This window comes from Mariniflexile sp. AS56, from assembly GCF_030552475.1.
Classification (GTDB): domain Bacteria; phylum Bacteroidota; class Bacteroidia; order Flavobacteriales; family Flavobacteriaceae; genus Mariniflexile.
Genome location: NZ_JAUPED010000010.1, coordinates 72,611 through 90,050, shown reverse-complemented (window position 1 = coordinate 90,050; position 17,440 = coordinate 72,611). Strand labels below are relative to the sequence as shown.

The 17,440-nt window shown below is 33.1% G+C and carries 9 protein-coding genes; all 9 read right to left on the bottom strand.

Annotated elements, in window-relative coordinates; all coding sequences use genetic code 11:
- Positions 1–6: 6 nt before the first annotated feature.
- The 9 genes from Q5N74_RS13175 to Q5N74_RS13135 all read right to left on the bottom strand — a co-directional run bounded on the left by Q5N74_RS13175 (position 7) and on the right by Q5N74_RS13135 (position 17,417).
- The gene (locus Q5N74_RS13175; protein WP_304389338.1) at positions 7–2,547 is read right to left on the bottom strand and encodes a T9SS type A sorting domain-containing protein; all 2,541 of its coding nucleotides are present in this window, start codon (positions 2,545–2,547) and stop codon (positions 7–9) included.
- Between the two features lie 50 nt (positions 2,548–2,597).
- The gene (locus Q5N74_RS13170) at positions 2,598–3,974 is read right to left on the bottom strand and encodes a sialate O-acetylesterase (RefSeq protein ID WP_304389337.1); all 1,377 of its coding nucleotides are present in this window, start codon (positions 3,972–3,974) and stop codon (positions 2,598–2,600) included.
- An 8-nt stretch (positions 3,975–3,982) separates the two neighbouring features.
- The gene (locus tag Q5N74_RS13165; RefSeq protein ID WP_304389335.1) at positions 3,983–5,743 is read right to left on the bottom strand and encodes a right-handed parallel beta-helix repeat-containing protein; all 1,761 of its coding nucleotides are present in this window, start codon (positions 5,741–5,743) and stop codon (positions 3,983–3,985) included.
- A gap of 206 nt (positions 5,744–5,949) precedes the next feature.
- Complete coding sequence (locus Q5N74_RS13160; protein ID WP_304389334.1) at positions 5,950–7,419, bottom strand: sulfatase; 1,470 nt, start codon at positions 7,417–7,419, stop codon at positions 5,950–5,952.
- Between the two features lie 19 nt (positions 7,420–7,438).
- Positions 7,439–10,261, bottom strand: a complete 2,823-nt coding sequence (locus tag Q5N74_RS13155; protein WP_304389333.1) for a hypothetical protein — start codon at positions 10,259–10,261, stop codon at positions 7,439–7,441.
- A gap of 169 nt (positions 10,262–10,430) precedes the next feature.
- Positions 10,431–10,931 carry a hypothetical protein gene (locus Q5N74_RS13150; RefSeq protein WP_304389332.1) on the bottom strand — a complete coding sequence of 167 codons (501 nt, stop codon included), beginning with the start codon at positions 10,929–10,931 and terminating at the stop codon, positions 10,431–10,433.
- 175 nt (positions 10,932–11,106) lie between these two features.
- The gene (locus Q5N74_RS13145; RefSeq protein ID WP_304389331.1) at positions 11,107–12,405 is read right to left on the bottom strand and encodes a T9SS type A sorting domain-containing protein; all 1,299 of its coding nucleotides are present in this window, start codon (positions 12,403–12,405) and stop codon (positions 11,107–11,109) included.
- A 373-nt stretch (positions 12,406–12,778) separates the two neighbouring features.
- Entirely contained in the window at positions 12,779–13,171 is a 393-nt protein-coding gene (locus Q5N74_RS13140) for an AraC family transcriptional regulator (RefSeq protein WP_304389330.1), read from the bottom strand.
- 100 nt (positions 13,172–13,271) lie between these two features.
- Positions 13,272–17,417, bottom strand: coding sequence for a hybrid sensor histidine kinase/response regulator transcription factor (locus Q5N74_RS13135; RefSeq protein WP_304389329.1), 4,146 nt, complete (start codon positions 17,415–17,417; stop codon positions 13,272–13,274).
- Positions 17,418–17,440 lie beyond the last annotated feature (23 nt).

The following is a 17,440-nucleotide window of genomic DNA, read 5'->3' as shown; positions in this document are numbered from 1 at the left end:
AAATATTTATTTTAATCTATTAACTATTACTTTTTTGGTTTCTATTTTATTATCGGATTCTATTTTTACAAAATAGATACCATCCGTCATGTTTTCCATAGAAATTTCAACCATGGGTTCTTTACTTTGAATTGTTTTTAATAAGGCTCCAGTAATAGAATACAAAGTTATTTTACTCTCCTTTTGAGTGTTAACTTTTAATATAGAACTTACGGGATTTGGGTACAGCTTGAAACTATTAGCATCCTTTTTGCCAACTCCCAAACTCCTAGAATCGGTAATTTCAACAAAATAAAGTTCGTAAGGCTTTAGTATCGGATTATTAGTTACCTCTACGCCTTTTGATAAATCTTTTGCCATAGTATTCCCAATGGCATTCTTTAGGGTAATTGCCAAAGTGGCATCTGTTTTACCAAGATTAACAACTGATAACACATTATTTCCATTGCTGTTTTTAATACATTTCCAAACACAACCTTTATGGCCCGTTCCATTAGTTTCTGCTACAGTAACTTCTGGTGATTCATTTTTGCTATCAATTATTGATAAAGCATTTGATTTTATTGCTGAAAGTGCTGAAATATTCATTAAAACACCATTGCTTTGATTTAAACTAGAAAGCATTTCTCCATATTCATTTTTCTTTAAACTTACGGCATCAATAATTATGGTTCCACCGTTATCCAAATATGCTTGCAAAGCTTCTAATTCGGCTTGGGTAATGAATTCTGTTTTATAGATTAATATAACATCCCATTGGTTATTATTTTGTTTTTCAATAATGTCTTTGGTCGTAAACCCAATGGGAATGCCTTCAAAATGTAGCGATTCGTACAATTCAAACAAATCATCCATATGAGTTTGTTTGTTTATTGCAGATGTTTTTGAATAAAAAATACGAATTGGTTTTCTTTGGCGTTGCATAGCCATAATCTCATCAGAATTGGTGTTTAAATCCATGATGGTCGATGCCACTTCATTAACAACTCGAGGTTGATGATTGTTCGATCCTGCATAACCATTCCCTACTGCCAATCCATTTCTTGGTGAACCATCTTCCGTTCTTGCCCAAAACCAAGTTTGGCTTGCAGTCATGCCATAGGTATGTGCTAACCAAAATGTTGCTCTGGCATAGGCCGGATTCATATATAAATCTCGGCTCTTTCCCGTTGATAAAAAATGAGCTTCGCTGTTTAAGTTAATTTTATCTGGACTTACAGATTTCATAAAATCATAACCCATGCAAAGTTCTCTCCAGTTAAATGCGTAATTAGCTTCCCAGTCTTCAGTAGGTCCCCACATATGATTGTAATCGGCACCAGAATCGTTCCCAATAATGCCACTTAAATCGGTTAGCGCTTCTAAATCAATACCGTGAATGCGTTCATTTTCGGTCCATAAATTGGGCATAATTTTCAAATGGACTTTGGCAGCAGCATCGTGACTTTGAATTTCAGATTTTAAAAATTTATACCATTCAGTTGCCCGGTACATATTAAACAAAGACCAATCGTACCATATAGCTGTTCCTTTTTTACTCGTATCGATAGGAATAGCAATGGTTACATCATTAAAGTCAGCAAAACTAGTTCCCCATAAACTATTTAAGCGACTAATAGATACATGTTTATTAGCTAACCAAGTCTTAAATTTATCTATAGTATAACTGGAAACAGGCCCCGAAGCCCATGCTAAATTTGTACCAGTAGTTTGCGTAAAAAAATGAGGTTCATTACACATCATATAGCCCAATTGACTGTATTTTTTCCCTGCCATTTTAGGCACTGTACCTTCTAATAAAAACCCCCACATTTCTCTTGCACCTGGGTTATCAATGTCATAACCTGTAAAAGTGTCTGTTCGCATTTCAAAATCGCTTCCATATTTTGAAATAGACCAAGCTGGAACATTTTTATTATTCATAAAAATAAATCCCATGGCACCTGTTGGTTTGGTGTTTAATTCATTTGTTGTTGAGGCTTTGATGGTTCCTGTATTATCTGTAACAAGACCAGGTGTTAAAAAATAACCGTCTAGATTTCCATGAAATTCGTTTAATAATGAAATTTCTGGTTTCCAGGTATAGTCAGATAGAAAAACAGGTTTTCCATTAAATGTAAGTTGGTCGTTTTGGTGCGTAACCTGTTCCCAATTGACATTTGGAATTGGCTTTCTAAATACTTGACTTTGACGCAAAAGTGTTAAAAAAGCAGTTGCTTCATCTAACATTTGAATGACATCATTCCGTTCAAAATCAGGAAGAATAGACGCCATTTGAGAAGCATTATTTTTATATGCTGCTACCAAAGCAAACAAGTCGGTATTCATTGTGGTATTGGCCTCATCCCAATTTGCATAGTCTAAAAAGACTTCTGCGGTACGAACGGTCATTTTCTCTTTTAAGGCATCAAACCCTTCGTTCTCAGCCTGAGCAATTAATGCATTTAAATCCGTAATTTTTTGACGCGCTTGTTGTTCTAAAGTCTGAGCGCTTAAAAACATCATGTTTAAGAACACATAACTAAATATCAGACTTTTCAATTTCATAATTTTATATTTAAATCACAACATGTATTAAGGAGCTATTTGTATTTGAATTACCAGTTATCCGTTCTAAACGAAGATGCAGGTAATCCGGAAGTATTAAACAAGGATCCATCTACCCAAGCTGCCCAACCATAACGAACTGCTATTGGCTTTTGAACTTTTTCGCTTGAAACCTCCAATTGACCTTTAACAATTTTTGCCTCGGCATCCTGAAAAACTTTGTCTTCACCAGCCACTTGAAAACCAGACATTTCTTTTCCGAAATTAGCTACCCCATTTGGCGCAAAGTCAAATTCAATTTCAACCTTATTAGCATTTACGTTTATCGATTTATAAATTGGCCCGCTATATTCTATTCCTTTAAAATCATAGGTTTTTGCCAATGCCCATAATGCTAAGCGTTCACCAACCTTCTGTTTTTCCGCAGGATGAATATTTTCGTTTTCACCAATATCCAAAGTCACTGCCATACCTGTATTTGGCACAGATTGCATCGTTTTTAGTTGCTTTTCACGTAAAAATGCCTGATCCTCTCCGCCCCAAGCTAAGGGTGCTATTTGAACAAAATAGAATGGGAAATCTCCTTGATTCCATCGAGATCTCCAACTTTTAATCATAGCAGAAAATAATTTTGTATACGATTGATGATAAGTTTTATTTGCTTCACCTTGATACCAAATAGCGCCTTTTATAGTATAAGGTTCTAATGGATGAATCATACCGTTATATAATTGTGAAGGTAGTTTTTGAGGTATTGATTTATCGGTATGCCAATGATTGAATTCTTTTAATTCGGTGTCCATGATTTCCTTTGGTGTCCATGCTTCTGCCGGTGTTCCTCCCCAACTGCTATTGATCAATCCAATTGGCACATTCAGGTTTTCTTGCAACATCTTTCCATAGAAATAAGCAACAGCACTAAATTCTTTAACGGTTTCTGGAGTCGCCATTTTCCAATCGCCTTCACAGGTTTCTAATGGTTCTGAAGCCGTTTTTTTTCGCACTTCAAAAAATCTAATCTGGGAATTTTCACTTTTTAGAATCGCCAGATTACTCCCAATCACTGGCTGCCCTTTATTACCTTTTACAGGCATTTCCATATTTGACTGTCCTGAACAAATCCAAACTTCTCCAATTAAAATATTGGATAAAACGATTTCATTTTTGCCTTTAATTGTTAATTCAAATGGTCCTCCAGCTTCAGATTCATCTAAAAAAATTTTCCAATTTCCGTTCTCAACTTTGGCTATATAAGATTTGTTTTTGAAAGTAACCTCAACAGATTTTTCAGAATTAGCTTTACCAAAAACAGCAATTGGTGCATGACGCTGTAATACCATATTGTTTTGGAACAATGGATTTGGTGTTACTTGAGCTATTCCAATTTCACATAAAAAAAGAGAAATAATGAAAAATAATTTATTCATATTAAAGACTATTTTAGATTTTTAAATCCTTTGTTTCCTTTAATTTTAATTGTTTTTGAAGACTTTTCGTCCTTCAATATAGAATTCTCAGAGTCACCTTGGTATGTATTGTTCAAAACCTCCACATTGTTACAATTGATAAAATCGAAAATTGGTGCATCAGGATACAATGCCTTTCCTTGCGTTTTATCTTGTATTATGGTGTTTCCTGAAATTTTCAAACCGTCCACTCTATCGGCGATAATTATACGACTGTCAAAAGTTCTAATCGTATTATTTTCAAAACGAATATTTTTATCGAACAATTCGGTTTGATCGAATGATTGATTTAAACGCGGCGTCACATACATAACGGCATGTTCTGAACCACTATAGGCTACGTAATTAAAATTATTGTTTCTAATTAAAACATCTTCAACCGCTCCAGATTCGTACCAAAAAAATGTTTCACCACGGAATAGAATTGATGACATCATAGACGAAAGCTCGTTGTATTCTATAACTATTTTTTTAGGTGTTTTAATAATTATATTTCTGGCACGGTGGTTTCTAATAGTGTTGCCTCGCATGGTGAACTCAGGATTCCAGGTTTTGTTTTCCAATATATCACCCTTTGTTAAACTTGCTGGAATTTTGCTCTTGAATGTTAATTCTGAATATTTATCATTTATATATTTAACCTTTACTACTTCATTTTCACCGGCACGTTTCGGACTTGGATTTTCAATATACCAAATTTCATCACCAACACTTGCAAATTCAAACCCCATTTGTTCGAAGTGCTTCAATGCAATTCTAAGGGTATATTCATCAAGAATCGCATCTACTTCAACATAGGTACCATGCACATTGGTGCCATCATCCAACATATTTTCAAAACGGCAATTTTCAATTAAAATAGCGCCTTTACAATTGGCAAAATGTGTAGCATCGGCAATGGTAGAAACCACTCTATCAGTTCCTTCTTTTAGGTAAACCCCAGAATTTAAAATATTAATATCCGAAGTTCTTTCAAACAAAAAACCCATACCTAAAGCATGGTGTACTACAACATTGTTAAAATTAGCATTGCTGGAATTAATTGTTTGAAACGCTGGAGCATATCTATTTTGCTCATGTGGTCCTTTTGAATGAAGTATGGTGCCTACGGCAGGATATTTTTTTAGTGGCTCATGAAATCTTAAAATGCCATTCGGCATTTTCTCCACCCATCGTGGATTGCTGTTTAAATCCCAAGCTCCATGAGCAACTGCCTTTGTGTTTTTATCAAACGACAGTGTACTTCCTAATTCAAAAAAGTGAAAGTCGTCAATATTTGGAAAATTGAGTTTTCCATTATTTAAAGTCCATGAAAACCCTTCAGTTGATGGTTTAATATCTCGCCACCCTTCTTTTTCATTGATGGCCATAACTTCACCCTGAAATGAAAACGGAATATCCCAATCGATAGAAAGGTTTTTTACTGAAATATTTTTACAATTTTCAAATTGAAAAGGAGCTACTTGACCGTGAAAAATAAATTCTGACCCATTTCCTTCAATTTCAACAGCATTAAAATTTTCAAACCTAAAAACGATTTTTTTAAATCCATTTCCGTGATTTGTGATAAAGCAATATTTATCCATGGCATAATCTGGAAGGAATTTGTAAGTCCCTTTTTCGAAAACTAGTTTTATATCGCTATCCTTTACATTCTCTAAAGCTTTTCTAACTACCATAGTCATATCAGCATCAGAGGGTTTGAATTCAATGACTGTTTGAGCTTCCATATTGGAAGTGTTGAAAAGAACAATTAAGCAAATTAATTTTAGAAGATTCCAATTCATTATTATGGATTATTTATATTGTTATATATGTTGATTAAGCTATGTGATTCTATTTGTAAATTAAGCTGAAAAATAGAATAGGTTTGTATGTGTCAATACATGTATTGTCTTTGTTAATAAAATTCAATAGAATATTTGAAATTCTGCTATTAAAGATTTACGCCTGTACCTTGCATAGAATTGTCATGGTCCCACATGATTATCCAAGGATCTTTTGTTTCAAATTGGAACTTTTTAAGTTTATCTTTCATTTCTTGTAAAGTATTCTTAAAACTTTCATTGTCGGCGAGATTTTTTATCTCATTTGGGTCTTTTTCTAAATCAAAGAGCTCAAATTCTGGTCTGAACAGAAAATCTGAAACCTTCTTGGGACCATAATATTCTATATTATTTCTATAAATACTTTGCCATGTTGAAGATGCCCATAAATCTGAAGCAAACGGATACTCTAATCGATTTGCAATATTCCAAATCAATTTATAATTGCCACTTCTTACAACGCGCATGGGGTAATACATAGTAATTTCGTGAAATGTATGAGATGCATAAATAGCGTTCCAACCTTCGGGATTTTCTTGATCTATAATTTTGTCGAACGATTTTCCATGAAAGGCTTCCTGTTTATAATCCACCTTTGCCATATCTAAAATTGTTGGGGTTAAATCTACCCATGAAATCATAGCATTATTAGTAGCTCCTTTTGACGATTTGGTAGGATCTTTAATAATGCATGGCAATTTAATACCCGGTTCATAAACCGTTGTTTTCGCGCCTGGAAATGCCATGCCATTATCAGAAATATAAAAAACAATCGTGTTATTGGCTTTTCCAGTTTCCTGAAGCATGGTCATCAATTTACCAAACCCTTGGTCTATTCTGGATATGCTTTGGTAGTATTGCGCAATTTCTTCTCTTGTTTGTTTTGTGTCCGGTAAAAAATTTGGAACTAGAACATCATCCGGATTGTAACTAACCGTTTCAAAACCTTTATAACCTTCTTTTTTATTTCCAAAATTATTAGGCGTATCCCAATTTTCTGGCTTGAAAGGATTTCCCCTGTGTGGATCATCGGTACAGAAATAAAGAAAAAATGGTTTATCCGATTTTAAAACATCGCCACATTGTTCTGCCATTTCAACGGTGTTTCTTGGGTCGGCTTCCAATACCGTATTAAAATGATATACTTTTTCTGGTGCTACGTGATATTTACCAATTCGTGCAGTTTCGTAACCTGCTTTTTCTAATAGAACTGGTAACGTTTGAATGTTATCATAGGTACTAAAATGGTGATAATCGTGTACATGCCCATACGATCCTGTGGCATGTCCAAATTGCCCAGAAAGGATTACCGACCTGCTTGCTGCACAACTTGCACTGGTGCAATATGCGTTGTTAAATCTAGTGCCTTCGGCGGCTAATTTATCCAAATTAGGCGTTTTCACCACTGGATTTCCATAACATCCCAAAGCATCTGTACCATGATCGTCGGCAACAAACAATATAATATTAGGTCTATCTTGGCTAACTTTAATCTCTTCCTTTTTCATTTTTGTGCAACTAACAACGGTAAATGCTACACAAATAATTGCCGCTTTTATAATGATTTTTAAATTTTTCATTTGGTAAATACTTTTTAACTTAAAGTTTATCTTTTAATTCAATGTCAATAAATCGGAAAAGACCACATGGAATTTCAACTTCTACCGAACTTTTATCAGATACATTAAAGTTACTTTGCTCTAAAATATCCGTCATTTTTAATGGTATTACTGTATGAAATGTCACAATGGCTTTTCTATCATCTGGATTAATATAGCCATTATCAACAATCGTTAACCTTAAATGATTTGGTGAGGTTTGTGCTACTACCCAGGCCACATCACCAGAAACCGTTAATGGCAATAACTTGGAACTTTCTTTTATATTATTTTCAACCGTTTTGTAAAATTCATTCGCTTTAAAGGTCTCTTTTCCATCTTCTGAAATATAATTTCTACCGTCCGTTATATATTCTTTTAAAATATCTTTATAAAGCGGATGCATATGATTTTGAATGAATCCTCGAGCCGCACTTTTATCGGCATACACACCTTTTTGAGGTGGTGTTATTAAAACCATTCCGTTAGAATACGATGGCAAAAAGCTCAATCGTCTTTCTTTAACTCCTGCTGCATATTTTGAAAAGTCCCAATCGGTAACGGGTGCTCCCATCCAAGATCCGTTCATCCTGCTAAATACAAAAGCATTGTTATCTTCAAAATCTGAATCGTAAAACGTGGTCCATTTCACATTGGTGCCATCTTCCATATAATGGTGGTCTGGTTCTTTCATACTTAAATGAACAGGTGAAAAACTCACAATTTCTTCACGCTGTGGTACATATAATGCACCTTTTGCAATTAATTCCCATAACAGACTCATATAATCTTGATCTACAGGGAAATTATCTAAATATTGTGCACCACTTGAAACATGATAAACCATGGTTCTTAAAAAATGATTTGGTAGCATTTGGTGTGAATGCTGACGCGAACGGTCGAAACTAGTATTATCTCTGGCACCTCGAGTTCCCCAGCTATTTACAGAACCACTTGCCCAAAGCCCCATGCGACCCGCTATACTTAAATCCATGGTTTTATCGGTGGTTTCTTCCATAGAAGGCACAAAAACATCGGCAAATTCACCAGAAACCAAACGCGACCACATAGGGTGGTATATATCACCTTGCCAAAAAATATTTTTAGACCGCAAAAATATATTGGTGTTTTTACCTTGTGCATATTTAGCTAAGGGAAATATTAAATCGTTTAAAACATATTCAAAATCTTTTGAATGGTCGCCCATTTCAGGATAAATTAAAACAGTTTTCTTGCCTTTTGCAGCATCAATTACCTTCTTTGTTGTGCCCAAACTGTACATATATGGGTCGTTTCCATGACCAGCCCAATAGGCTATTCCGGGTGCGTTTTCAAACTTTGGAATAATATTCTCCAGCACTTGCTCTTGAGATAAAACATATTTCATACGCTGGTCGCGCTTCTCACTATATACTTTATTAGACATGGTAGAACGGTCCCAATTTTCTTTGTCACCTCTAGGAGTATTTAAAAACAGAGGACTTTTATAATGTTCACTTATATTTTTAGCAACCGATTTTGACAATGCTGTAGATAAATTTTCAGACATTAAATACACGGGTAACGGAGCACGCTCCCATGAAGGTTTTTTGAAACTTTTTAAACGCTCTCTAACCTTTGAAGAATTTGAAAGAATAGTACTTATTTTACCAGGTGGCGCTAAATTTTCGTAAGCTTTTTTCCATTTCGGATTATCTGTATCCATGACATGTATACAACTACCTCCACTTTGGCTACTTGCTAATATAATTTTATTAGTCGCAGGGTCTTTCCACATATCGTTATAAGAATATTTACCATCTAAAATCTCCGTAGTTTTAGCATCTAAACCTGGAGTCGATAGCAAAATATTGTTTCCTATTAGAGTTAAAAATTTAAAACTATTACCATCTTTTATTGTGGTAGGTTGAGCCACCCTATAGCCAAATCCTAAATTTATTGGCTTTTTTGAGGTACTAAAAACTGTTGATTTATCTGTTTCGGGATTATAAATTGAGAATCCTGTGTCTTTGGTATGTGCTGAGGTACCCAAAAGAATTTCCTGTGTTCCATCACCATCAATATCGACAATGGTCATATCTCCTACGTCAGACAAAACATCTTTTTTTGACAAAGCCCTGCTTTTAAAAGGCAAGTCTGCAAGGGGCTTAAAAAAATAAAAAGATCCTTTGCTTTGCATGTGGTTATGACTACCATGTACAACTAACACCTCAGAACCATCTGGCTGCTTTAAGGTTTTTAAAAAATTAATGGTGTGCTCTTTTGTTTTTGGAGCATTTTTACCCCAAGGTTTTAAATCCGAATACGTTGAAGATTTAATTGCCTTAATTAAAACCCCTTTCGGGGTTAAATAATAAAAACTTTTATCAAAACCTCCACAAACAACATACATATTTTTACCATCATTAAGTGCCGTTACGGCATACATTGGTGGCGGATTTTTATGCCCTGTTTTAAATGTCCAAACGAGATTTCCTTCCGTATTTAAACAATATAAATTGCCATCGGCATTTGCTATCAATATTTCATCTATACCGTCTCCCGTAATATCCTGACACCATATATCATGATTCATAAATCCTGACAACGGATTCTTCCAAAGTATTTTTCCATCGAAAGAAACCCCAAGAACAGTACCTTCGTAACTGCTGGCTATTAAAATAGTTTCCTTTTTGGTTTTCCCTGTGCGTACCTTAGTGATCGTGTATTTTGTATCGATACTGTACAGCTCACTTTTCACATCAATCTTTTGTTGCGCAAAACCACTATTAGTTAATATAAACACAACTGAAATTGAAAAAAATAATTTTAAAAAAATTCTCATAATAAGGCTATTGATTTGAAAGATAAAATAACAACATACATACCGCAAAGTTGTATGCCACAATTTATAATATGTACTTAATAGTACAAAAAAAGGAAGCTACGTATAACTTCCTTTTTAATTCAATTATTTTAATATATGGACTTTTCGTTTTTTTATTTTAGATGAACTATTTCGAAATTATTTTAAAATCGTCTAAATAAAAAGTACCTGTACCGCCCCATTTTGGGTTTGTTGAAACTGATATTATCAATACAGAAGCTTCTTTTTCAACAAGCATTTCTTCACTAATACTTACCCATTGGTTTGTTGGCACTTTGTTCAACTTAAAACCAGTCTGTACAAATGGTTCTTTTAAATTTATACTAAAACCAACAACTTTTGAATGCTCTTCAATAAATATTTTTGAAGTAATCGTATAAGTTCCTGGCGAAAGTTTTACATCTTTATTTTGAATTTGAATATTATTAGCTCCAGCTGGAAAATCACCACAACTAAACTTTAAACTTTTTGTTCCTTCCGCAGCTTTCTCGGTAGACACAGACCAAATTTCTTTATATTTTGTCCACCATTCTTTTTGAACGTTTTCAAAATCGAATTTAACGTCTTGAGCCGTTATATTCATTGCATTTAAACTTACAAAAGCAATTACTACTGCTAATTTTTTCATTTTGAATTATATTTAGATTTATATTATTTCAAATATTACATTATAAAAGTCATGAATTGTCTTGCAGCGTAAATGGATTGTGGTTGATAATAAATACAAGGAGCGATTTACTCTTAAAACAGTAAAAGGCTTCATATAAATTATGAAGCCCTTTACTTAACAATCAATTCTAAACTTATTTTTTAATAATTTTTTCTTGATAAACTTTTCCTTCATTTGAAATTTTCACGAAATACAGTCCACTTCTTAAATTAGAAACTGATACATTCTGTAAAGCATCAGCCTTCTGGATTGACTTAACTGTTGCACCTAAAATATTGTAAATTTCTATATCGCTTCCAGCTGGACTCTTAATATTTAATGTTTCATTAACTGGGTTTGGGTAAATTGCTACACCTTGTAACGTATTATTGGCTACAGATAAAGTTGGTGTAAGTTCTGCATGCAAGTCATCAATATAAACTATATCCCCAGCAAGTAAATCTGCTCCAGCTATTCCATATCTAAATTGAGCCGTTGAATAAGGACCATCAGGTGTGAAAGCAAAATCTACTTTTTCCCATGTTCCATCTGTTTTAGTTGTTGTTTTTATGTCTGATTTCGTAGTTAAATTACCAATGACGAAATCAGTACCAAATCTACCTTGTCCTTGAACTTCTATTACTGGAGAAATACCAGGGGTACTAGGTCTAACAACTTTTACCCATACAGAAGCTATCATAAAGTCTGAAGTAGTTGCACCTATATCATGAATGTAGTCATTAAAAACATAATGAGTTCCACCTGAAGGAGCGCTATATTCATGTTTCAAACTGTAGGTTCCCGTATGAGCATCGTTTGAACTTGAACTAATATTTGCCCAAGCTTGAGTAGCAGGATTAAATGGTGCAATGGAACTGCCTAAATCCTCAAAACTTGGGTTTTTAACCAATCCACTAAAAGTAGTTGGTGGCACTGAAGTTAGAAATTCTATTTCATCAACAACAATATCATTCTCCCCAGCTGTTCCACTGGCTGGATAATTTTGTCTAAAATATAGTGTAATTTCTTCGGTTGCACTGTCCCAATCTCCCCAAGTACTCAAATCCACATATAGAGTTTTAAACTCAGTATCATTGGGTGTTAAAATAGTTAAATTAAGTGGGGTATTTCCTGCTCCAGGTGTTAAAAGCCTTAATGAATTACCGTTAGAATTGTTTTTAACAACAAGTTTCATTGCTTTTTTTGCTGTAGCATCTATTGTTTGTAGTGTTAAATCTAATTTTATTTGAGCATTATTGCTTGTTCTTTTAAATTGAATGGCGCCATCACCAGAAATCCCTTCAGTAGGGTTGTGGGCGAAATCTATAACATTTTGACCAGCAATCCAATTGTCAGTCCCTGAACTAAAATTAAATAGTTGAGCATGAACTTGTGTTAGTCCAAACATACAAACCATTGTAATTAAAGTTTTTGTAAGTAATTGTGTTTTCATAATTTTTATGTATTATATGGATTAGTAATACCGCTAAACTATACCATACTTCAATTATTTTTGTATCTATGAGTAAATTGCTTGTACCTATCAGTACAGAAATCAATTGACGTCTTTTAATTATTGACTAATTATTTTATTTTAATAAGTAATTAAAATAAAGATGCTTCTTTTTAATATTTGAAAAGGGTAGAGTAAAGGTTTTGGAATTTTTGTTTAAATACACTTTAGTGATTAAAATATGGTGCCTTATCAAATTACTTCCTTCTGATCAAAGTAAATTAAGATAATCTAAATTTGGAAATACTAGAACACACAAGCAATAGTGCATCCATAAAAACGACTTTCTCCAGCTCGATAGGCTTTAATCCAATCAATTTTTATCTTCTGAATACTTTTTGACTATATGGGAAGCATATTTACCAGGAGGCACATCAAAACGCTTCTTAAACAATTTACTAAAAGGTGTTCTGCTCTTAAAACCTGTCATGGCATACACCTCGTTAACCGAAACGTTCTTTTGGATTAAAATTTCTCTTGCTTTTTTAAGCCTGTAATCTTTTACAACCTCAAAAGGAGTTAAGTCAGTAAGGGCTTTTACCCTTTGGAAAAAATGTGTGCTATTTAAAAATAATTCTTTTATAAAAACATTTAGGTCTAGATTAGGGTTGTCTAGATTTTCCTCAATAAGGTTATATAATTTTTCTAAAAAGGCATTATCGTTTTCGTTGTATTCGTTGTATTCGTTGTATTCGTTATTAATCATACTAAAACATATCTACAATGATTTAGCTCAAAATTAAAGTTACCCTTTTCGAGAAATGTTGTTTAAAGTTTATTAATTGTATGTTACAGTAAAAGAATTTCTAGAAATTGTATTTATCTTCTAATTCTGAAGCATATTTACCAGGGGTAACATCATAACGCTCCTTAAACAATTTACTAAAATGTGTTCTGCTTTTAAATCCTGTCATGGCATATACCTCGTTTACAGACACTTTCTTTTGAACTAAAAATTCTGCTGCTTTTTTTAGTCTATAATCTTTTAAAACCTCAAATGGTGTTAAGTTGGTAAGTGCTTTTACTTTTTGATAAAAATGGGTTCGGTTTAAATACAGTTCTTTAGTAAAATCGTTTAAATCTAAATTCTGATTATCCAGATTCTCGTCAATAAGGTTGTACAACTTTTCCAAAAAGGCATTATCGTTTCTGTTATTTAAGTTGTTTTCCTTTGTAAGCGGAATGCCTATTTGAAAACGTTCTCTTAACTGTTTTCTATTATTAAGTAAGGATTCTGTTCGTGTAATTAGATGCTGAACATTAAAAGGTTTTTTAATATAAGCATCGGCACCGTCGCGTATTCCTTGGATTTTATCGTCTATATTGGTAAGAGCCGTTAATAAAATAACGGGGATATGACTGGTTTTAATATCCGATTTAATTTGTCTGCATAAATCTAGGCCATTCAACTCGGGCATTTGCACATCACTTATTACAACATCCGGCCATTCATCTTCCATGGCATCCAAACACTCTTGCCCGTTACTAAATGTTTTTAGTTTAAAATATTTTGAAAGCACATTCGATACAAACTTCCTCATATCGGAGTTATCTTCAGCATAAAAAATTAATGATTCCGAAAAACTACCATCTATTTTAATATTTGAAGGATTGTTTTGTGGCAGCAACTGCTTTTTAAATTCAAATCCTTTTTCAGCCAATAGCATGACTTCTTCTGTTTTAGGCTGATCTTCTGCTGTTTCTTTTTTTACAATAGGCAAACGTATTTTCATTAGGGTTCCCTTACCTAATTCACTTTCGGCGCTAATGTATCCATAGTGCATTTCCACTAATAATTTTGAAAACGCCAAACCAATACCAGAACCACTTGTATGCACATTTTCATATTTATGTGATTGATAAAATCGCTCAAATACATGAGCTAAATCTTCGCTGTCAATTCCTTTTCCAGTATCACTTACCGATACTATTAAATCTTTGTCATCGCTTCTAAACGTTACTTTTATGGAGTCGTTTGCTTTTGTATATTTAAAAGCATTACTTAATATGTTATTAAATACTTTTTCCAGTTTATCTCTATCTGCTGAAACAATGATATTATTATTCTCAGCTTCAATTAATAGCTCTTTATTGTCATTTTCGGCCATGAAACTAAAATCCAAGCAAATCTCCTTAATGAATTCATTAAAATAAAAACGCGAATAATTCATTTTTAAAGCATTCGCTTCGGCTTTCTGAAAATCGTGCACCTGATTTACTAAAAGTGATATTTTCTTTGATTGCCGTTTTACAATTTGAAGTTTTTCTTTAATATCGGTGTTATTCTTAAACTGTTCTAACAGCATGTTAACGGGGCCACCAATTAACGTAAGTGGTGTTTTTAATTCGTGCGATATATTTGAAAAGAATCGAAGTTTAGCGGCGTTTATTTCTTTTGCCTGATTTTTTTCAAGGTGTTCAATTTGTAAATTATGGTTTAACCTTTGTATTCTTAATACAATTTTAACAACACTATAAATAAGGAGAAGTGCCAATAAAAAATAAAGCAAATATGCATACCATGTTTTCCAGAAGGGTGGTGTTATTGTAATATTTAAAATTTTTGGTTCTGTCCAATCATTGAAAGAATTTGAAGCCATCACTTCTAATTTATATTCCCCGGGTTGTAGTCCATTATAATAGACCGTTTGTTGATGAGACGGCACTTCAATCCAATCTGGATTTACAGGCATCAATCTATATTTTAAATTATGATTGTCTGGATTTAAAAAGTGTAGCGATGTTAATTGAATGGAAAAAACATTTTCATTATACTTTAGTTCTAGTTCGTCTCTGTCTGTTAAATACTTATTGTACAAAACCCTACCAGCAATAGTATCTCCCGGTAAAACAGTTTTATTAAAAATTTTAACATCACCAAATTCCAGTCTAGGAAATGCTTCATTATCTGGTAATTTTTTAGGATTAAAATAGCATAATCCGTCCAATCCAGAAAACAGAAAATACCCATTATTTAATTTAGCAGAAGCAAACCAAAAGTCATCAAAAGGTAAGCCGTCAGACATTCCAAACCTTCTAAAACTAAAATCCTTGGTATCAAATTTATTTAAACCAACATTTGTTGAAATCCATAAATTATATTCATTATCAAATAGAACACTTTTAACCACATTATTTGATAGTCCTTGTTTTTCAGAATATGAAATAAATTTGGGATTTGTTTGACTATTTAAAACCTTGCAGATACCACCTCCTTCTGTCCCTATCCAAAATTCTTCATTTGGCACTCTAATTATGGAGGTGACAAAACTACTGGAAATTGAAAATTTATCTTTTTTATCGTGAACAAATTGATCCACTTTAATTTTTTCAATAGGCAGATCTTCATTAATATTAATTCTAAACAACCCATCAGCATCAGCTCCTAACCAGATGAAATCATAAAGTGGGTCTGCATAAATAAATCGAGCCAATGTTAATTTACTGTTTTTAAAAAATGGGTTGTCATTTAGAGATTCAATATTCATTATATCACTATCCTTATTCATCGTGATTTTATATGCTCCTCTTGCAGAACCTATCCATAAATTCCCATAGCGATCTTCAGTATAAGAACGTGGGGATAAAAAATTAAAAGTCTGATCATTTTTGCTCTTTATCGATTCCATTGTTGTTGTACCGGTTCTTACACGATACAAACCAGACTGTACAATTTTTAGCCACACATTTTTATTTTTATCAACAAAAACAGATTGCACCTTTGCAATATCTTCCTTGGATATCTTAAATGGAATGGGTTCAAAATTATGGCTTTGTGTGTTGAATAATGCTAAGCCACCTATTCCGGTACCTTGGACGCTTGTAGCTATATAAACACGTTTATCATCTAATGCAGAAATAGAAGTTACATTATTTGATTTAATACCAAAGTCATAATCCATTTCTATACTATATTTTTTGAAAGGATTTTCATTAATGTCAAACCTAAACAAACCTTCATTAAACGTTCCATACCAACAGTTATAATTAGAAACAGCCAATATGGCACTGGATCTTAAAATACCCCTTTCTGGCTTATAAGTGGATGTTTTAAATGGCCTTTTGTTTTTTAATGAATCTATATCTTCAATATGTAGTAAGCCGGTATTTAAAGAACCTAACCATAAATTTCCTAAAGAATCCAGTAATGAACTGTTGAATTGTTCAGAATCGAAATCCTTATTCAAAACTTTAAATGAATATGAATCTTTATTTGATTTAAAATCCAATATTGCAATACCATATTGCAGAGTTACCAGTAGTGTTTGATTATCTATTTTAAGAATTGAGTTACTAAAAGCAACTTCATCATTCAAAATTTTTTGAAATTCTTTTGATTGAATATTGAAAAGCATTAACCCGGAAGATGTGGTGAAAATGAAATTATTATTATCTAAATCAATTCCATCATAAAATAAAACAGTATCACCAAATAACTCTTTTGATGGAACAAATTTGCCTATATACTCCTGGCTTTGTTTAAAGAAAAGTACACCATCACCTTCCGTAGCACATGCAATAATACCAGATTTATCGTTTATAAGAATTTTACGTACAATAGGTCCGCTTAATGCAGAGTTTTGTAACTTATTAGAGTATAAACCACTAAATTGTTCAGTAGAATAATTATAGATAGACACGCCTTCATCTGTACCAATCCAAAGATTATTTTTTTTGTCTTCAGCAATAGTTCTAACCCTATTACTTACCAATATATCTTTATCGATTGTATTCTTATAAGTTTTTAGATCGTAACCATCATACTTGTTAAGCCCGTCGTAGGTGCCAACCCATAAATAACCACGAGAATCTTCCAAAATGGATGTTACTCCATTATGTGCCAACCCATTTGTTATGGTTAGGTTTTGTTTGTATTCAAGGGTATTGGATTGCGCAAACGCGCCACAAAAAGTGAATAAAACTAATACTATGTGATTAATTCGTCTTATCATTTGATTTCCAAGCATTCTAGAAC